The organism is Streptomyces sp. NPDC102451, assembly GCF_044765485.1.
In the GTDB taxonomy this organism is placed as follows: domain Bacteria; phylum Actinomycetota; class Actinomycetes; order Streptomycetales; family Streptomycetaceae; genus Streptomyces.
Window position 1 is genome coordinate 1 of the sequence record NZ_JBIWKD010000006.1, and the last position, 18,404, is coordinate 18,404.

Genomic DNA, 18,404 nt, shown 5'->3' on the forward strand with positions numbered 1-18,404 from the left:
GCGGAACAGAACGTCGAGACTCTCCCTCACCTCCTCCGAAACCATGCCTGACCAGCGACAATCAAACGATCACGCCCGGTAGAGAAACGGCTTCTCAGGCCCTGGTCCTCATGGAGGGCATGACTTCCGACCGCACCCGCAAGGCGATCACCTCGATCCGCTCCACGCTCGCGATCTACCAGCGCCGCCGCGTCCCCGGAGCCGCAGATCTCGCCCGCCGAGCCCGCGAGTCCCTCGCCTAACATGCCCAACCACCCGCCCGACGAAGGAAACCCCGTGGCTCAGCAGACCGACAACCGCCCCCCAGCCCTCAAGCCGGCGCTCGACTCGATGACTCTGCTGGTCGCGGCCGTCATCGTCCACGACAAGGCCACGAACCGTGTCGTCCTCCTCCAGCGCAGCGAGAACGCCAAGTTCGCTCAGGGGATGTGGGACCTGCCCGTCGGCAAGAGCGAACCGGGCGAGCCCATCACCGAGACCGCGGTCCGCGAGCTCTACGAGGAGACGGGCCTCATGGTGAAGCCCGAGGCCCTCAAAGTCGCCCACATCATCCACGGCGCCTGGGGCGTCGAAGCCCCCAACGGCTTTCTCACCGTCGTCTTCGCAGCCCACGAATGGACCGGCGAACCCGAGAACCGCGAACCCCGCAAGCACTCCCAGGTCCGCTGGATCGACGCCGACGCTGTCCCCGAGAACTTCGTGGACACCACCGCCAGCGCCCTGCATCAGTACTTGGGTGGCAACTCCCAGGTATCACTTGACGGGTGGAACTAGCCCGCCTATCCAAGGCGGGCGAATCTGAATCAGCCAACGACAGCACTGGAGACCTGGGTGCAGGGGCCGTCCGTATCACGGCGTTCGATCAAGAATTGCGAGCAAGCGTGGCTCGAAGGGGTTGCACAACTGAGGGTGGGTAATCAGGCCGCTGCGGCTGCATCCTTTCACACGGCCGTCGCGCACAACCCTCTTGCTGCTGACGCCTGGCTGGGACTGCATGCCGCGGGGCAGCTCCAGGGCCAGGCGATCGAGGCCATGCACGGTCAAGCTCAGTCCTTCGGTGCCATGCGCACGCAGCTCCAGACCCCGTTGTCCTCCCGGTTCCAGATCGGGAGCTATGTGAACTTCCGTTTAGAGACGTCCCGTGATCTGTGGCTCGCGAGGGCGGCGAAGTTCTTGGACGACGGCCTACTCGATCAAGCATGGAACATGCTCTCCCACGCAGTGCTCGACTGCGACGAGACCCGCTTCGTCTGCGCCCGCTACGCCGTCTTGAAGAAGGACTGGCCACTCCTTCTGACCTTTGCCGAGGGAATCCGGAACTCCTTCCTACGGGACGAGTCGCAGCTCTGTGTTGCGGCCAGTCTTATCGCCCAAGGCGTATCCCATGAGGCGCTCAACGTGCTGAACCCACTCCCACAAGCGCTGGCTGATAACGCCGGCTTTCTCGGGGAGGTTGCCTACCTTCGTGGCCGTGCGTATGAGCAGCTCGGCCAGGCTGAGGATGCCCTGAAGCAGTTTCAGACAGCGTTCCGGTACAGCCCGACCCTGGGTGATGTGGCCCAGCGGGCGAAGGTGGTGGCCTCGCCGGCTGCGCGCCTGCCCGCCCAGGCTGCTGGGGCTGCGCAAGAACAACGTGAGGATTCCTCCAGCATCACTTTGAGCGACGAGGAGCGTTCGGCATTGCTGGACGAGGCGATGGCCGAACTCGACGAGATGGTCGGGCTGGCCCCGGTGAAACGCCAGGTGCGGACCCTGTCGGCACAGCTGAGGATGGCGTCAGTGCGAAGAGGCCAGGGCCTGGCTGCGGCACCGGCTCCACAGCACTTGGTATTTGCCGGGCCGCCCGGCACGGGCAAGACCACGGTGGCCCGCGTCGTAGGCAAGGTCTTCGCAGGGCTTGGCTTGCTGGCCCGAGGCCACGTCGTCGAGGCCCAGCGCGTTGACCTCGTGGGACAGCACCTAGGAGAGACGGCGATCAAGACATCAAAGATCATCGACGAGGCCCTGGATGGCGTTCTCTTCATCGACGAGGCGTACGCACTGTCCAACACCGGGTACTCGGGAGGTGACGCCTTCGGCAAGGAAGCCCTACAGGTGCTCCTCAAACGAGCCGAAGACGACAGGCACCGCCTGGTTGTGGTTCTCGCCGGGTACCCGAGCGAGATCGATGACCTCCTGTCCACCAACCCAGGTCTCACCTCCCGCTTCAACACTCGGGTGGACTTCCCTGCCTACTCGGCTGACGAGCTGGTGCTGATCGCGGAGTCGTTCCTGGTAGCCCAAGGCGATGCCCTTACCGACGAGGCAGCGGTTGCGCTGCGCACGTCATGTGACCTCGTCGTCACCAATGACCTGATCGACCGGCTTGGTAATGGTCGCTTCGCGCGCGAACTCGCTCGGAAGGCTGCCGCAGTGCGGGACCTGCGGGTCTACGAGGCGCACGGCAGCTCTGGAGTCCCGTCGGAGGACGAGGTCATCACGCTGCACGTGGGTGATGTCATGGACGCGTACCAGGAACTCACTGAAAGCGTTCCGCCGTCCCGCTGACTGGGGGATCGCGGATGTCTGCCAGTCCGCAGCCAGTCCGCAGGAAACCCGTAAACGGCCGTCGGGAGCCAACGCGTGCCAACCGGGAAGTCCCAGGTCAGAGCCCTGGATGGGGCTCCGCCGCAGGTCAGGATCAGTCCGTAGACATTCCGCTTCAACGTGTAGTGGGTGCCGTACCGCCACGTCACTGATCTGGCAAACGTGCAGGTCAGAGAGGGTCCGACTCTTCGGAGTCGGGCCCTTGGCTTTTCCCGTGCTGGGATGGTGCTGGGATAGTCAGGTCGTACAGGCTGCCCAGGAAGGCGACTTCGTCCAGGCGTCCCCACCAGCCGCCCTCCACAGCGCGTAGCAAGTCGAAGACATCGCACCGTGTCACCACTGTGATTCGTTGCGGTGCTTCCCGTGCCGCTTCTGCGCGACCGGATGGCCGTCCTCCGTCTCGACCTGCGCCGCAGGATTGAGAGCGGGGCATGGATGACCTGCAGGTGAGCGCGCACACGCGCGACGCCCTCACACGTCCTTGATCTGTACTTGGTCGCCGCACAGCTTCGACCAGTCGTCGCGATCCGAGGTCAGTACGAGGACGGGCGCAGGGGAGCGGAGCGCCATCGCGGCGACGAGGGCGTCGATGGCGTACTTGTGGCCGTGCAGGCCGCCGGCGTCGCTCAGGAGCTGCACCGCAGTGAGACTGTCCGCCGGGGTGACGTCTTGGACTTGAAGGCGGGAGAGCAGCCAGCGCAGCCGGGCGGTATCCGTCTTCCCGTGGACGGCTTCCACCACCGTCAGGGCCGACACGAGGACGGGTACGCCCACGCGCCGAGCGGCCTCGATCCGGGTGATCATCTGGCGATCGTCGCGCAGCAGCAGCGACAGCGCCTGGGAGTCGAGCACCAGGGACCTGGCCGCGGGCTCCTTCATGCGGCGCTGTCGTTCGACGCGTACGGCGCCGGTGCGTCACCGAACAGTTCGCTCTGCGCGGCCTGAACTTCGGCCTCGCTCAGCGGCTCGTGCTCGGCTTCGTAGGCGGCCACGATCTCGGCCAGACCGTCCATGGCGAGCTGATGCCGGACCGCCGCCGCCACGTACGCGGATACACCGCGCTTACCGGTACGGGTGCGCAGAGCACCGAGGAGTTCCGAGGGCATCGAGACGGAGATGTTCTCGGTGCCGCCAGGGCGGGGTGACTTCATGGCTGCAAGTCTAGTACAGGAACTATTACAGCGCCTGGAGAGCTGCGCGGCCTGTATCCGGGGCGGGCGTTGATGCGCAGTCTTGGCGCTTCTGGATCTTCTTGTACTTTGCAGTGATTCCCGTGCCGGGATGGTGCTGGGGCGCTGGAGGGCTGGGTGCGCTGTCCAGCGCCGGGTCGTGCCCGGGTGCGCAGGGGGCCTTGCCGCGCGTCGACTGGCCGAGGTTTTAACTAACATCTATGTTGGTAACTTCTCTGTTAGTTCCATGTGTGGAGGTCGGCGGGACATGGTTGATTTCGTTGGCCGCCGGCAGGAGCTGGCGACTCTGGAGCGAGAGCTGCGGAAGGTGTCGGCAGGAGTTGACGGGGAGCGGCCCGGTCGGTGCGTGATGTTGCGTGGACGGCGCCGGGTGGGCAAGTCGCGATTGGTCGAGCGGTTTGCGGAGCGCTCCGGAGCTCCGTTCTTGTTCTACGCGGCGACCGGTGCGTCTGCCAGCGGTGATCTGGCACGGTTGGCCCGGGACGCCCAAGCATCGACGCTGCCGTTGGCGGGGCTGGTGGCCGCCGCACGGCCGGATAGCTGGGACGCCGCGTTCGACGTGCTGGCTGCGGCGCTGCCCGCCGACCGGGCGAGCGTGCTGGTCATCGACGAGGTGCCGTACCTGATGGATGCCGATGGCGCCTTCGAGGGTGTACTGCAACGGGCCTGGGACCGGGTACTGGAGACCAAGCCGGTGCTGTTGGTCCTCATCGGTTCCGATCTGTCGATGATGGAGGCTCTCAACAGCTATGGACGCCCCTTCCACCAGCGCGGCCGGGAGATGGTGCTCGGACCGCTGAACCCGGCGGAGGTGGGGCGGATGCTCGGCCTGGATCCGGCGGAAGCCTTCGACGCCGCGCTTGTCACTGGCGGGCTGCCGTTGATCTGCGCGGAGTGGCCGCGGGGCGCAGGGCTGTGGGACTTCCTCGGTGAGGCGCTGAGCGACCCGGTCTCGGCCCTGCTGGTGTCGGCCGAGCGCTCGCTGGCCGCTGAATTCCCCCCGCAGGCCCAGGCGCGTACGGTGCTGGCCGCCATCGGAAGTGGCGAGCGGACCTTCACCAATATCGCCCGCGCGGCCGGCGGTATCGGGGCCACACCCCTGCAGCGAGCGCTGGAGCTGCTCACGGACAAGCGGATCGTCGCGGCGGAGCTGCCAGTATCGCTGCGTCCGTCGAAGGACCGCCGCTACCGGGTGGCAGATCCGTACCTGCGGTTCTGGCTGCACCTGCTGGGCCCGTCCATGGAGGAGATCGAGCGGGGACGGGGTGATCTGACCTTGGCGCGCATCCGGGAGAACTGGACCAGCTGGCGCGGCCGGGCCGTCGAGCCCCTTGTCCGTGAGGCCCTGGCGCGGATACTGCCCGATGACCGGCTGCCCGCGGCCCCCGCGGTGGGCGGCTACTGGACCCGCACCAACGACGTCGAAATCGACATCGTCGGGGCGGACCGCGCCCCCATTGCCAAGGAGCTGCTCTTCGTCGGCTCCATCAAGTGGCTGGAGCAGTCAGCCTTCGACCGGCACGACCTGGCCGCTCTCCATCGGCACCGGGCCGCCCTCACCGACGAACCTGTTCCAGTCGTTGCGGTTTCGCGCAGCGGCGTCGACTGTCCGGGGCTTGATGCCACCTACGGTCCCGACGATTTGCTGACCGCCTGGCCGATGTGAGGGGCGGATGGCGGGCACGGCACGTGAGCGCGGCGCTGCTGTGCAGCCATGTCAACCTTGCGTCAGGTGATGCGTCAAGCGCGCAGGCCGGAAGGGGTCCGCATCCTCGGAGGCGGACCCCTTCGTTTCCCGTGCGCGGATGACCCAAACGATCAGTTCGCCGTTGTTGACGGTGTAGATGACGCGGTAGTCGCCGACTCTGAGGCGGCGGCGCTCGGGCTGGGAGGCGAGCGCGCACTTCAGCGGATGGGGTCCCCCGGGGCTGTGGCCCGAGGGTGGCGCAGATCGGTGAGGAGGCCGTCGAGTGCGCTGTCGAGGGCCGTGGCGTTGGCCTGGTCGAACCATGTGGTCCGGATGCGTTCGTTGTTGCCCCTGGGGGTTTCGTGGTCGGCGGCGAGCCGTTGCAGGGAGCGGGTCTCGTCGCCCAGGGCGCGGCCGGTGGCCTGGAAGAGGCCGCGCACATAGCGCTCCGCGTCGTCGGCGGGGATGCCGTGTCCGGCCGCCCACGAGGTGAGCGCGGCGAGGTATGCGTAGTGGGTGGTGAGCGTCCCGGTCAGCGCGGAGAAGACGTCGAAGGCCGCCTCGTCCGTGACCGGCAGTGCCCCGCCCAGCTGCTCGAAGAAGGCGTCGACGGCCGGGTGCGACGGGCAGGTCACGGTGACGGAGCGGCGTTCGCGCACGGACGGCAGAGGGATGGCGCGCACCAGCGGCGCGTCGGTGGCGAGCATGCCGCGCAGGTCTTCGCCCGGGACCCCGGACATCACGTTGACCACTACCTTGTCGCTGTCCACCCGCAGGCCGTCCAGCGCCTCGTGCCGGTCCTGACGGCGTACGGCGACGATCACCAACTCGGCCCGGTCCACGACGCTTTGGTTGTCGGCGCAGGTGTGGACGCCGGCGTACCGCTCGGAGAGTCCCGCTGCGGTGCGGGCGCCGCGCGGGGAGAGGAACACCTCCGGCGCCGGGCCGCCCGCGTCGTACAGGCCCTCCACGAGGGCCCGGCCGATTTCTCCCACTCCGATGATGCCGATGCGTTTCACGGTGTCGTCCTCTCCGGCGGCCGTGGACTGCTCCAGTTCTGTCATGCGCCCCTCGCTCCGTCAGGGCCGCGCCGAGGGATTCGACGATCCCTGCTCGGCCTGGGCGGGAGGCTTGTGTGCGGAGAAGGTCAGCCGCCTGCCCACGCCGAGGGTGATGTCGACGTAGCCCAGTGTCTGAAGGCGTACGAGGAGTGCGGCCGGCTCCACCGGGTTGTAGACGTCGCCCTCGTGGAAGGCGTGCAGCGACTGGCTGGGCAGGCTGTCGGCCCCGACGAGCACGCCGCCCGGCCTGAGCACCCGGAGGATCTCTGCGAGCAGGAGGTTCTGGAGAGCCGCTGTCGGTACGTGATGCAGCATCGTGAACGACGCCGCGGAGTCGAAGGAGTCGTCGGCGAACTCCAGCGCGGTGCCGCTCCCTCGGCGGACCTCCACGTTCGTACCGGCGAACCGTTCGGCGAGGAGTGACGCCGCCTCGGCCTCGATCTCCACCGCCACCAGGCGGTCGACCTTGGTCCGCAGCCATTCGGTCGCCGCTCCCGGACCGGGGCCGACCTCCAGCAGCTCATTCCCGAGGTCGGCACGCGCGACGGCCAACGGCAGTACTTCGTCGTGCAGATGGGCGGCCCACTCCGGGCTCGCGCACAGTTCGGCGTGGTCGGTGTTCATGACGGCAACGCTAGGGAACGGTGCCGCTGTCCAGAAGGCCGTAACCTTCCAACTCATGTCGAGAAACGGACAGGGCGGTGCGCTCGTCTCCATCGGGACGTTCCCCATGCCGGCGGGAACGCGGTTCGGCCGGCACACCCACCGGACACACCAGCTGGCCTGGGCCTCCCGTGGCACCTTGACGGTCGACGTGGACTCCCGGCGCTGGGTGCTGCCCACCACGCGCGCCCTGTGGGTCCCGGCCGGAGTGCCGCACGAGGTCGTCTCGGCCGGCCACACCACGATGACCTCGCTCTATCTGCCGGCATCGCCCCCTGCCGATCCGGAGCGGTGGGCCACGGTCCAGCCGGTCCACGTCCCTTTGTTACTGGCCGAGTTGATCGGCTACCTGGACGATCCGGAGCTCGGCGCCGAGCAACAGGCGCGCGGTGAGGCGGTGCTCCTCGACCTGCTCCGGCCGGTGACGGCCACCGCCCTCGGGGCTCCGCTCCCCAGGGACCCGCGCGCCCGCCAGGTCGCGGGGGAGCTGCTCGATGATCCGGCCTGTGGGCTCGGGGTGGATGCGTGGGGGCGGCGGGTCGGTACCTCCGGGCGCACACTCGCCAGAGTGTTCCTGGCCGACACCGGCATGTCGTTCGGCCGCTGGCGCACCCTCGTCCGCCTCCAGGCGGCGCTGCCTGCCCTGGCCGCCGGCGAGCCGCTCCATCGCGTGGCGCGCGGAGTCGGCTACGAAACGGTCAGTGCGTTCGTCGCGGCGTTCCGACGTGAGACCGGCACCACCCCGGGCGCGTACTTCGGTGCGCGAGGGCGGGGCCATCCACCTCGACGATGACGCCTGCCGGCCGATCACGCGGCAGGACCTGGCTTCTCGCCGAGGTCGAACCCCGCTGTCCATGGTTGCTACGGTGCCGATCATGATGGAACGCCGTTTCTCCGTGAACGAAGTCATCGTCCGTCGCGAGATCCTCGACGGCCGGGAGTGGATGGTCTACCCGGTACGCGTGGTCGAGGACACCGGGGACCTCCTCGCCGTCTACCTGGCGCACGGCACGCCGCTCACCTTCGGTGGCGGGGAGTTCCGCTGGGGCCCGCACCCCTGGTCGGCGTTCGAACCGTACTGGCAGTCGGAAGGCGTGCTCCAGCTGCAGCGCCCCGGCGACGGGTACGCGGTGTGGGCGCGGCGCACCGGCGGGGAGTTCACCGACTGGTACGTCAACTTCCAGGAGCCGCTGCACCGCACCGACCGGGGCTTCGACACCCTCGACCAGGAGCTGGACCTGCTGCTGCCCGCCGACGGCTCGGCCCACCGGTGGAAGGACGAGGACCACTTCGAGGAGCGCCGCCGCTCCGGGGGCTTCACCGAGGAGGAGGCGGCCGCGGTCAGGTCCGCCGCCGCCTCGGTGGTGGACCTCGTGGAGCGGGGCGCCGGCTGGTGGGAGCCGTGGCGTGACTGGCGGGCGCCGGAGGAGTGGGAGGTACCGGCGGCGGTGCCGCTGTCGGACGAGGACGAGGGGTGTGAGCGGCCCCTCGACGGCTGCGGGGCCGCCTCCGCGTAGACCGCGCTATAGAGCCTCCGTGTAGCCGCTACAGGGCTTCTGCGTAGAGCGTACGCAGATAGTCGGCGTCCGCCGTCGCCCCCGCCGGGTCGTTGCCGAGGTTCCCGCTGACCCCGGCCACCAGGGTGTCGAGTTCGGCAGCGGTGACGCCCCAGTCGCTCAGCCGCGCGGTGAGCCCCGCGGCCTCCCTCAGCCGCTCGACGCCCGCGTACGCCGAGTCGGCGCCCAGGGCGTCGGCCAGCTCGCCGAAGGGGCCGGGGGCGAGGGGTTCGGTGTGGCGCAGCCAGCCGGGATAGAGGACTGCCAGGCCCCGGCCGTGCGAGATGCCGAGGCCCGGCAGTGACCCCATGGCCTGCTGGAGGCGGTGCGGGAGGCAGGTGCTCGCGGTGGCCACGTTCACGCCGCCGAGCAGTGCGGCGAGGGAGAGAGCCGAACGGTGGGCCGGGTCCCGGTCGCCGCCCAGCACCGCGGGCAGATGGGTGGTGATCAGGCCGATCGACCGGTGGGCCAGGGCGCGGCCGGCGGTGGTGGCCTGGGCGGCCACCGAGCCCTCCACCGCGTGGGCGAGGGCGTCGAAGGCCGTCTCGGCGAGTACTGCGGGCGGCACCGAGGCGATCAGGTCGGGGTCGACGACGGCGGTCCGTGGGAACAGCTGCTCACCGCGCACGCCGGAGCGGAAGTGCCGCACGGTGTCCGTGATGATGGCCCCCTTGGTGACCTCGGAGCCGCTCCCGGCGGTCGTGGGGACGGCGACCAGCGGCAGGACCGGGACACCGGGGTCCAGCGTGACGCCTATGACGTCCCGGACGCTTGCCTCCAGACCTGCCGCCACGGCGATCCCCTTGGCGGCGTCGAGCGCGCTCCCGCCCCCGAGTCCCACGACGACGTCGGTGCCCCGCGCCCGGGCGAGCGCGGCGGCCTCGTCGACCTCGTCGGAGCGGGGGTTGGCCGATATCCGGTCGTACACGGCGGCGGCGACCCCCGCCTCGGCCAGGGACGCCAGCACCCGGTCCAGGTGGCCGTGGTGCCGGGCAGCCGTGCGCCCGGTGACCACCAGCGCCCGTTCGCCGTGCTCCCGTACCAGCTCTCCGGTGCGGTCCACCGTGCCGGCGCCGAAGACCACACGGGTGGGTACGGGGAAGATGTACGGGGGATCGTCGTGCCGTGTGTCGTACGCGGTCATCGTTACGTGCTCCTTCGGGGCCGGGAACGGGAACGCAGTGCGTCGAGGACCGAGGAGGTGCCCTCGACGAGGAACTGGAGGGCGGAGCCCCCGCCGGTGGACGCGGGGCCGGGCCAGGGGAGTTCCGTCGTGGTGTCCCCGCCGAGCAGCAGGGCGCTGCCCGGGGCCGCGGCGGACAGCGCCCGCAGGACGGACCCGGAGGCCACGGTGTATCCGTCGAGGTGGCGTGAGGGGGTGCCGGCGAGCAGGGCGCGCCGTGCGCGTGCCAGCAGGGCCAGCGCCCAGGGTTCGACGACGAAGTCCACCACGGCGTGACCGCGCGGCACGCCGTCGGCGAGCGCCACCGGCCGGGCCGGCGCCGTGCCGACCTGCCCTGCGGGCACGGTGAACACGGTCGTGGGCAGGTGGATCCGGGTCCGGCCGGGCGCGTCGAGCGCCGCCCGGGCCGCTGCCAGACAGGCCGCCGGGCGCTCCCCGAGGTCGGAGGCGCCCACGTCGTGGCCGAGCGCCCGCAGCACCGTGTTCAGGACGACCCCGGCGGGCACCACGAGTTCGTGCCGCCCCACCAGACCCGCGAGCCCCACCAGGGTCTTCTCGGGCTTGCGCCCGCCGAGGACGGCCGCACCGCCCGGCGGCGCGTGCGGGCCCGCCGCCCAGGGCGCGAGGAACCGTACCTCCGCCGCGAGGGAGCCGGCCGCCCAGCCCGGCAGGTGGTCGAGCAGACCGGTGTTGGAGGCGTGCGAGCGGTGCGCCTTGGAGAAGCCGCCCACGGCCACCCGGTCACCCAACGCGGCGAACGAACGGGCCAGTTGCGGGTCCCCGGCCTCCTCCCCCGCGTGCAGCCGGGTGTTGCCGAACAGCACGATCTCCCCGTCCCGCATCCGCCGCGCGGCGAGTGCCGCTCCGGGGGAGGCGTTCTCCGGGTGGTAGCGCACCGGCCGGCCCAGCGCGCGGGACAGGTGGGCCGCGATGTGCGGGAGATGCCCGGCCGTACCGTCCCGGTGGCTGCCCTGGTGGGACAGGAGCGCGACCCGGGCCCCGGCGTCGGAGAGCCGCGCGAGATCGGCCACCTCGCTGTCGATCCGAGCGGTCGGGGACAGGGACGCGGACACGTTGAACCCGGCCGAGAAGATCCACCGTTCCCCCCGCGCCACCGGCTGCCCGGACAGCAGCGGCACTCCGGCCAGCGGATCAGAGGCCATAGCCGAGCAGTCCGTCCGTCTCGGCGAGCCCGAGCATGACGTTCAGATTCTGTACGGCCGAACCGGCGGCCCCCTTGACCAGGTTGTCGCTGACGGCCACCACCCGGGCGATGCCGAGCCTGGCGTCGTGGTCCAGGCCGATGTGGACGAAGTTGGAACCGGCCACGGCCGCGAGGTGCGGGAAGCGGCCGTAGTCCTTGTCGGTCGGTCCGCCCAGCGACGGCTGGTCGTTGACCCGTACGAAGTACTCCCCGGAGGACCCCTCGCCGTAGTGCTCCCGGTAGAGGGCGAGCAGCGACTCGCGGCTCACGCCGTCGCGCCGTCCGGGGCGGAGCTGCACGCTCGCCTGGATGTGGATGCCGCGCGCGAAGTCGCCGTGCGCGGTGCTCAGGTCGACAGCCACCGGCGCACCGGCCAGCTGGGCGAACCGCTCCTCCAGTTCGGGTGCGTGCCGGTGTCCGGCCAGGTTGTACGGCAGCAGGGAGCCGACCACCTCGGCGTGCTGGATAGCGGTGCGCGGGGTGACGCCGGCGCCGGTGGTGCCGTTGACGGCGGCGATGTGCAGCGGTGTGTCCGGCCGGGCGAGGCCCGTGCCGAGGAGCGGGGCGAGACCGAGCAGCGCGGTGATGGCGTAGCAGCCGGGGTTGGCCACCAGACGGGCCGTGCGGACGCGGTCACGGGCGAACTCGGTGACTCCGTACACCGCCTCGCCGAGCAGTCCGGGCGCGGTGTGCTCACGGTCGTGCGCCGCCCGGTAGCGCTCGGGGTCGGGGAAGCGGAAGTCGGCGCTCAGGTCGATCACACGGGTCCCGGCGTCGAGGAGGAGCGGAGCGAGCCGCATCGCCTCACCGGAGGGGGTGCACAGCAGGACCGCGTCGAACCGGGCGGCCGCCGCCACCACCTCCTCCACGGGCACGAACTCCAGCCCGCTGCCCAGCAGGTTGGGATGCACCCGCTCGAAGGGGTCATCGGTGCGGGAGGTCGGCACGATCTCCGCCACCGCCGGATGGTTCAACAGCAGCCGGCACGCCTCCCCGCCCGTGTGCCCGGAGCCACCGACCACGGCCACGCGGATGCCGGGAGAACCCGGGGAGGCAGTCATACGGACCACCCGTTCCCGAACTCGGCCGGATCCGTCGTCACATGCAGCATGATCTTCCCTGTGGGGGTGTCGGCCCGGTCCATCAGCCGCAGCGCGTCGGCCGCCCGCGCGAGCGGGAAGTGATGGGTGACCAGCGGCAGCGGATCGAGGCCGCCGTCCGTGAGCCAGCCGATCACCTCGGCGAAGTCCCGGGGGGTGGAGAGCGCGGACGTACGGACGGTGACCTCCCGGCCCACCAGCGCGTTGAGGTCGACCGGCGGCCGGTCCTCGAAATAGCTCACGATCACGATCTCGCCGCCGGGCCGCACCGCCCGCACCGCCTGGTCCAGCACGCCGGGATAGCCCGCGGCGATCACGACGGTGTCGGCCGGCCGGCCGCCCAGGGCGGACAGGGCCCGCTCCACCGGATCCCCGTCCGCCGCGTCGGCGTACCCGTCGGCGCCGATCGCACGGGCGAGCCGACCCTTGCCGGCGCCGAGGTCGACGCAGACCACCGGCCCCCGGCCGAGCCTGCGGGCGGCCACCACGCAGCTCAGCCCGACGGTGCCGGAGCCCAGCACCAGCACGCTGCCCTCCCGGCGCGCGCTGCGCACGGCGTGCAGGCCGATGGAGAGCGGCTCCACCAGGGCCCCGGCCACCGGATGGGTGCCGGGCGCCAGCCGGTGGGTCATGTTGGGGCGCAGCAGCACCTGGTCGGCGAAGGAGCCGTCCCAGCCGAGGTGGCTGAGGTTGAGCTTGCGGCCGCACAGGTTCACGGCCCCGCTCCGGCACGCCTCGCAGTCGTCGCAGTGCGAGAAGGCGGCCGAACAGACCAGGTCTCCCTCGGCGAACCCGGCCACTCCCGCGCCGACCTGCTCCACGAAGCCGGAGAACTCGTGCCCGAGGACCGCCGGCGCCGTCTTGTAGGGGTGGGTGCCCCGGTAGGCGGCGAGATCCGAACCGCAGATCCCGGTCGCGGCAACCCGCACCAGCAACTCCCCGGGCTCCGGCAGGAGTCGGGGCACCCGGCGGGGTTCGAGCCGGCGGACGGCGGTGAGAGCGACCGCCGTCGCCCCGGTCGCGGTGACGAGGGGCTCAGTCGTACGGGCTTCCCCGCGGCTCCCGCTCACACGACCCTCCCCTCGGCCGAGGTGCCCGCCAGGGCCTGGCGGAGCTCGGTGACGAGGATGCGGCCCACCCGCAGCTGGGCATCGGTCGTCGTGGCGCCGATGTGCGGGGTGAGGACGACGTTGTCGAGGGCTGCCAGAGCGGGCAGCCCGTGTTCGACGGCGTGCACGTCCAGTGCCGCCCCGGCGATCGTGCCGCCGCGCAGCGCCCCGTACAGCGCGTCCTCGTCCACCACGCCGCCCCGGGAGACGTTCACCAGGTACGACTCGGGGCGCATCGCGGCGAGTTCGGCGGCGCCCACCAGGCCCCGGGTCGCCTCGGTGAGCGGCACCGCCAGACACACCACGTCCGCGGTGGCGAGCAGCTCGGGGAGGGCCAGCCGGGTCACGCCGCGCTCGCGCAGTTCCTGGTCCCGCTGCGCCGACGGCCGGGCCACCGAGGCGACGACCCGCATACCGACGGCCTGCCCCAGCTCTGCCAGCCGTGAGCCGATCCGGCCCGCCCCGACCACGCCGAGCGTGCGGTCGGCCAGCTCGGGTCCGGCCGAGCCCGTCTTGTCCCAGACCCCCTCCCGGATGCGGCGGTCCGCGCGGACGATGTTCCGGGTCACGGCGAGGACCAGGCCGAGTGCCAGCTCCGCCACGGCCCCCGCCGAGGCTCCGGGGATGTTGAACACCTGCACCCCGGCAGCGCGGCAGGCGTCCAGGTCGATGTTGTCGGTGCCCGCACCGGCCCGGGCGACCACCCGCAGCCGCTTGGCCTGCTCCACCACCCGTGCGGTGATCCGGACCCCGCTGCGGACGACGATCGCGTCGACGTCCGTGACCAGCCCGGCCAGCTCGTCCTCGGCCGGCCGCAGGCGCACCACGACCTCGTGGTCGCGGCCCAGCTCCGCCACGGCGTCCTGGTGCAGGGGATCGAGCACGAGGACACGTGCCCGCTCTCCGCTCATGGTTCCTCCTCGCTGGAGCGTCGGCCGGTTCACGGCTGAAGGCGCCGGTGGGTCCAGATCGCCGTGTCCGGCGCCGGGCGCTCGTAGTGCAGCCGGCGGTGCAGCCGGTCCGGGCTGCCGTACCAGAACTCGACGCTCCCGGGCAGCAGCCGGTAACCGGTCCACTCCGCCGGGCGCGTCAACGGGCCTTCGGCGGCGACCAGTTCGCGGGCCCGTTCGCGCAGCGCCGGCTCGTCGTCGAGCGGGCGGCTCTGCCGGGAGACCGCCGTGGTGGCCTGTGCGGCACGGGGGCGTTCGGCGAACAGCCGGTCCGACTCCCCGTCGGCCAGCGGCTCGACGGTCCCGGCGACCGTGAGCTGCTGGAGGGTCTCCCGCCAGTAGAACGTCAGCGACGCCCACGGCTGGTCCGCCAGTTCCCGGCCCTTCCGGCTGCCCCGGAAGCTGGTGAAGACCAGCCCGCCGGCGTCGGCCTCCTTGACCGAGACCACCCGGGACGAGGGCCGCCCCGACGAGTCGGCGGTGGCCAGGACGGCCGCCTTCGCCTCCCGCACCCCCCGCTCGTGCGCCCCGTCCAGCCAGGCGCGCAGCAGAGCCAGTGGTTCCTCGGGCGGCGCGTCGAACTCCGGCAGCGACAGGGTGGTGTCGCCGGTCAGGGTGTCGGCGGCCGCCGGTGTCGTTCTCGATGTCACGGTGTCTCGTCTCCAGGGGGTGCGTACGGTCGTGGCGGCGGCGCGGTCACACCGGCGCGGGGGCTGCGGTGGCCTGCGGCCAGAACTCCCGCAGCCAGCACAGGATGTCCTGCATGACGTGGTGGTTCTGGTTCGGACGCAGGGCGCCCAGCTGGAAGAACATGACGCCCTCGCTCGGCGGGCCGAGCAGCGTCAGCCGCCGGTCGGGGCTCCCGTCCGCGCGCACCGGATGGAAACCGTCGGTGAGGTCGAGCCCTCCGGGGACGAAGTCGGGTTCGCCGACGCCCGGGTTGCGCCAGGTACGGACGAGACCACGGCGCAGCAGGTTCGGGTAGAGCGGCAGCACGTCGTGCTCGGCGTCGAAGGGGTGCACACGGGAGTCGACCAGGACGTCCAGCGGGATGTCGGCCCCGGTGACCGCCCCCCGCACCCGGAACCGCCCGGTCCCCTCATCGCCGTACACCTGGGCGTCGGGGCCTGCGGACACGTCGACCAGGTCCTGCCGGACCAGGGCCCGGATCTTCTCCATGACCTCCAGGGCGGCCCCGTTGCACAACCGGTTGTGGTGGCGCATGAAGACGTCGAGGAAGTCCCGGTGCGAGGAGGCGTGCAGCCCGCCGAAGTCCAGGGCCGCCGCCAGGACGTCCCGCAGATCCCGCCAGACGCCGTCGGCGGCGGCCTTCGCCGGGTTCCACAGGTTGTCCTGCGCGGCCCAGCGGTGGTCGAGATCGAGGAAGTCGAGAACGGCTTCCCGGTACGCCTCCGGTGTGGTGTGGGCGCCACGCGGCAGGGGCTCGATCGTGCGCTCCCAGGAGAACCGGTTCTCCGCCGCCGTACGGCCGTGCCGGTACGGCGACTCGGACCCGGCCACCGCCGCGGCGAACCCGGCCCGGTCACCGGCGAGCAGCTCCGCGAGGACCGCGCCGCGCTCCTCACCGAACACCACCCGCAGATACCGGGGCAGCACCGCGGGCACCGGCCGGCCGGGAGCGCCGCCGCCCGCCAGGACGGCGTCGACCTCGGCCGCGGTGGTGTCGACCCGCCGCTCCAGCGGGTCGAGCAGCCGCCGCAGCGCCGACGCCGGGTCCGCTCCGGCACCGCCGTCGTCGAGGAAGGACTCGTACCGCGGCCGTACGGTGTCCTCCAGGTGGCGGCCGTACTCCTCGCCGAACAGGGTCGTGTAGTAGAGGTGCGCCATCTCCAGCACGACCAGCGGCAGCAGATGGGCGCGGAAGTCGAGCTGGCGCCGGGTGCGGCCGCCGACCCGGACCGGGCTCCCCGCCGAGACCCGCAGTCGCTCGACCGCGTCCTCTGTGAGGAAGACGCCCCGGTGTTCGAGGCGCTCGGGATCGCGCTCCTTGGCGTTGTAGGGGCGGGCGAACGTGAAGAGGCCTGACCGGCTGAACACGGCGACGGAGGCGGGTTCCGCACCGGAGGGCAGATACTCCAGCGAGCCGTCGGCCCGGGGCTCGAACCGCCCGCCACGGCCCTCGGTGAGGTGCAGGATCACATCGATCGCGGTCAGGCCCATGCCCAGGCAGCCGACCGTGGTCCCGGGGCCCGCGACCTCGGGGCCGAAGGCGTTCTCCAGGGGGTAGGCGGAGGGCACGAAGGCGGCCGTGTGACGGGCGGCGAAGCGGATCCAGTCGCGACGGGCGGGGGACGCCAGGGGGTCGTTGGAGGAGTGTCCCGTCAGCATCAGGACGTGGTCGGCGAGGACCGGATCACCGGTGCCGGGGGAGGTGTCGGGGGAGGTGCCGGGGGCCGTGGCGGCGGAGGTGCCGGAGCCGGTCACCAACTCAAGGCGCCCGTCCTCCCGTTCCACCAGGTCCGTCACCTCGGAACGGTGCAGCAGGACCCGGACGCCCGGGATCCCGCGCAGCAGGGCCACATAGCGGCCGAAGCGGTCGCGCAGGGCCTCGCCGTGGACGTACCGCTTGGGCCAGTCCTCGGCCGACAGGTCGTAGACCCGGTCGCCCGTCTCCAGGAACCTGGCCCGGCACCACTCCAGGAGCGTGGGGCGGTCGGCGGGATCGAGCAGCGGCCCCGCGTCGGCCACCGACTCGTCGGCGGCGAACGCCACCTGGCCCACGATCCGGTTCAGGAAACTGGTGAGCGGCTGGTCCGGGCTGTGCACCTGCCCGGCCCCGAACTGCCCCGAACGGTCGAAGACATGGATGTCCAGCGCCAGCGGACCCTCGGCGGCGAGCGCGGTGGCCGCGAGCCGGTCGAGTACGTACGTGCTGCTCGGCCCGCCCCCGACCAGGGCCAGGCTCACCCTCACGGTGGTGGGGGCGTCGGAAACCGTGGCGGTCACGCGGCCACCCCCGCGAGCTTCGCGACCACCCGGTCGTACGCGGCGAGGAACCCGTCGATGTCGGCCTCGGTCAGCTGGCCCATGTTGGCGACCCGGAAGACGCCCGCGAGCTGCTCCTGGGTGGAGTAGACGACGTAACCCTCGGCCTTGAGGCCGTCGTGCAGGTCGTCGTAGCCGATCCCCTCCGGGAGATGGACGTCGGTCACCGAGTTGGACCGGTGCTCGGGCGGGAGGAGGAAGCTGGCGCCGCGGGACGCGAGGCCGGTGCGGACCCGGTCGGCGAGGGAGGCGTAGCGGGCGCCGCGGGTTTCCGTGCCCTCGGCGAGGGCCAGGTCCAGGGCCTTCTCGAAGGAGGTGAGGACCTGGAGCGCGGGGGTGAACAGCGGTGCGTTCAGACGGTCCTGGGAGACGTAGTGGCCGTACAGGTCGAGGTAGAACGTACGGGCCGGGACGTTCTCCAGGGCGTCCAGCCGGTGCCTGGGCGCGACGACGAAGCTGACGCCGGGCAGGCCCTCCAGGTTCTTGTTGGCGGTGCCGATCAGCCAGTCGATGTGGTCGGCCGGTATGTCGAGCCGCTCCGAACCCAGGCTGCTGATGGCGTCCACCGCCAGCTGCCGGCCGTGCCGGGCGACGACCTCGCCGATCTCCCGGAGCGGGTTGATCTGACCGGTGCTCGTCTCGTGGTGCACCAGGCCCACATGGGTGAGGGACGGGTCCGCGGCCAGCACCCGGTCGACCTCGTCGGGATCGATCGGGTTCGTCCAGCCGAACTCCAGGCGGCGGTGCGGGACGTCGTGCACGCTGACGATGCGGTACAGCCGCTCGCCGTAGTGGCCGTTGTCGAGGATCAGGATGCGTCCTTCGGCCGGGACCACGGAGGAGAACACCGCCTCCAGCGCGGCGGTACCGGACCCGGCCAGCAGCACCGAGGTGTGGCTGTCGTCGCCGCCGCCGATCCGGGCGGCCTTCTGCCGCACCCGGTTGATCAACGCGGCGGCCTCGGGCTCGCGGTGGCAGCTGTCGGGCGCGGCGATGGCCGTCCTGACGTCCTCGTGGACGTTCACCGGCCCGGGGTTGAGCAGTACGAGCCGGTCGGGGGCGGACGGTGCTTCGGAAACGGACATGGGAGTGCCTCCTGGGCATGGATG

The 18,404-nt window shown here is 71.4% G+C and carries 17 protein-coding genes and 2 pseudogenes; 6 read left to right on the forward strand and 13 right to left on the reverse strand.

Features of this window, described 5'->3' with window-relative positions:
- Window positions 1-92: 92 nt before the first annotated feature.
- The 3 genes and pseudogenes from ACIRD8_RS15545 to ACIRD8_RS15555 all read left to right on the forward strand — a co-directional run.
- Window positions 93-242, forward strand: a pseudogene (locus ACIRD8_RS15545) (tetratricopeptide repeat protein); the annotation flags it as partial.
- A gap of 1 nt (window position 243) precedes the next feature.
- Window positions 244-774 (forward strand): NUDIX domain-containing protein, encoded by a 531-nt coding sequence (locus ACIRD8_RS15550; RefSeq protein WP_403990756.1) that lies wholly within the window; start codon window positions 244-246, stop codon window positions 772-774.
- 57 nt (window positions 775-831) lie between these two features.
- On the forward strand, window positions 832-2,547 hold the full coding sequence (locus ACIRD8_RS15555) for an AAA family ATPase (RefSeq protein WP_403990759.1): 1,716 nt from the start codon (window positions 832-834) through the stop codon (window positions 2,545-2,547).
- A 510-nt stretch (window positions 2,548-3,057) separates the two neighbouring features.
- Here the strand turns inward: ACIRD8_RS15555 and ACIRD8_RS15560 are convergent.
- Window positions 3,058-3,465, reverse strand: a complete 408-nt coding sequence (locus ACIRD8_RS15560; RefSeq protein ID WP_403990761.1) for a PIN domain-containing protein — start codon at window positions 3,463-3,465, stop codon at window positions 3,058-3,060.
- On the reverse strand, window positions 3,462-3,737 hold the full coding sequence (locus ACIRD8_RS15565; protein WP_393882841.1) for a hypothetical protein: 276 nt from the start codon (window positions 3,735-3,737) through the stop codon (window positions 3,462-3,464). Before ACIRD8_RS15565 ends, ACIRD8_RS15560 begins: the two co-directional genes overlap by 4 nt.
- Before the next feature lie 286 nt (window positions 3,738-4,023).
- On the opposite strand from ACIRD8_RS15565, the gene ACIRD8_RS15570 reads away from it, so the two are divergent.
- Window positions 4,024-5,442: an ATP-binding protein gene (locus tag ACIRD8_RS15570; RefSeq protein WP_403990764.1), complete on the forward strand. Its 1,419-nt coding sequence runs from the start codon at window positions 4,024-4,026 to the stop codon at window positions 5,440-5,442.
- 51 nt (window positions 5,443-5,493) lie between these two features.
- Here the strand turns inward: ACIRD8_RS15570 and ACIRD8_RS15575 are convergent.
- The 3 genes and pseudogenes from ACIRD8_RS15575 to ACIRD8_RS15585 form a co-directional block, all read right to left on the reverse strand.
- Window positions 5,494-5,676 (reverse strand): annotated as a pseudogene (locus ACIRD8_RS15575) (type II toxin-antitoxin system RelE/ParE family toxin); the annotation flags it as partial.
- A 5-nt stretch (window positions 5,677-5,681) separates the two neighbouring features.
- The gene (locus ACIRD8_RS15580; RefSeq protein WP_403990767.1) at window positions 5,682-6,527 is read right to left on the reverse strand and encodes an NAD(P)-binding domain-containing protein; all 846 of its coding nucleotides are present in this window, start codon (window positions 6,525-6,527) and stop codon (window positions 5,682-5,684) included.
- A gap of 15 nt (window positions 6,528-6,542) precedes the next feature.
- A complete protein-coding gene (locus tag ACIRD8_RS15585; RefSeq protein ID WP_403990770.1) occupies window positions 6,543-7,148 on the reverse strand; it encodes a class I SAM-dependent methyltransferase in 606 nt (201 codons plus the stop codon).
- Window positions 7,149-7,203: 55 nt separating this feature from the next.
- On the opposite strand from ACIRD8_RS15585, the gene ACIRD8_RS15590 reads away from it, so the two are divergent.
- A complete protein-coding gene (locus ACIRD8_RS15590; protein WP_403990773.1) occupies window positions 7,204-7,980 on the forward strand; it encodes an AraC family transcriptional regulator in 777 nt (258 codons plus the stop codon).
- An 82-nt stretch (window positions 7,981-8,062) separates the two neighbouring features.
- The gene (locus ACIRD8_RS15595) at window positions 8,063-8,704 is read left to right on the forward strand and encodes a DUF402 domain-containing protein (protein ID WP_403990775.1); all 642 of its coding nucleotides are present in this window, start codon (window positions 8,063-8,065) and stop codon (window positions 8,702-8,704) included.
- A 28-nt stretch (window positions 8,705-8,732) separates the two neighbouring features.
- Here ACIRD8_RS15595 and ACIRD8_RS15600 read toward each other — a convergent pair whose 3' ends face one another.
- The 8 genes from ACIRD8_RS15600 to ACIRD8_RS15635 are packed head-to-tail and all read right to left on the reverse strand — an operon-like array spanning window position 8,733 to window position 18,380.
- Window positions 8,733-9,887: an iron-containing alcohol dehydrogenase gene (locus ACIRD8_RS15600; RefSeq protein ID WP_403990778.1), complete on the reverse strand. Its 1,155-nt coding sequence runs from the start codon at window positions 9,885-9,887 to the stop codon at window positions 8,733-8,735.
- 2 nt (window positions 9,888-9,889) lie between these two features.
- Window positions 9,890-11,089 (reverse strand): phosphoglycerate kinase, encoded by a 1,200-nt coding sequence (gene pgk, locus ACIRD8_RS15605; RefSeq protein WP_403990781.1) that lies wholly within the window; start codon window positions 11,087-11,089, stop codon window positions 9,890-9,892.
- Complete coding sequence (argC, locus tag ACIRD8_RS15610; protein WP_403990784.1) at window positions 11,079-12,191, reverse strand: N-acetyl-gamma-glutamyl-phosphate reductase; 1,113 nt, start codon at window positions 12,189-12,191, stop codon at window positions 11,079-11,081. Before argC ends, pgk begins: the two co-directional genes overlap by 11 nt.
- A complete protein-coding gene (locus ACIRD8_RS15615) occupies window positions 12,188-13,300 on the reverse strand; it encodes a zinc-binding dehydrogenase (RefSeq protein WP_403990787.1) in 1,113 nt (370 codons plus the stop codon). Before ACIRD8_RS15615 ends, argC begins: the two co-directional genes overlap by 4 nt.
- Window positions 13,297-14,250: a hydroxyacid dehydrogenase gene (locus tag ACIRD8_RS15620; protein ID WP_403990790.1), complete on the reverse strand. Its 954-nt coding sequence runs from the start codon at window positions 14,248-14,250 to the stop codon at window positions 13,297-13,299. The genes ACIRD8_RS15615 and ACIRD8_RS15620 overlap by 4 nt, the downstream gene beginning before the upstream one ends.
- A 29-nt stretch (window positions 14,251-14,279) precedes the next feature.
- Complete coding sequence (gene phzG / locus ACIRD8_RS15625) at window positions 14,280-14,939, reverse strand: phenazine biosynthesis FMN-dependent oxidase PhzG (RefSeq protein WP_403990793.1); 660 nt, start codon at window positions 14,937-14,939, stop codon at window positions 14,280-14,282.
- Between the two features lie 46 nt (window positions 14,940-14,985).
- Window positions 14,986-17,256, reverse strand: a complete 2,271-nt coding sequence (locus tag ACIRD8_RS15630; protein ID WP_403990796.1) for an FAD/NAD(P)-binding protein — start codon at window positions 17,254-17,256, stop codon at window positions 14,986-14,988.
- Window positions 17,253-18,380: a pyridoxal-phosphate-dependent aminotransferase family protein gene (locus ACIRD8_RS15635; RefSeq protein ID WP_403990799.1), complete on the reverse strand. Its 1,128-nt coding sequence runs from the start codon at window positions 18,378-18,380 to the stop codon at window positions 17,253-17,255. The genes ACIRD8_RS15630 and ACIRD8_RS15635 overlap by 4 nt, the downstream gene beginning before the upstream one ends.
- Window positions 18,381-18,404: the final 24 nt, after the last annotated feature.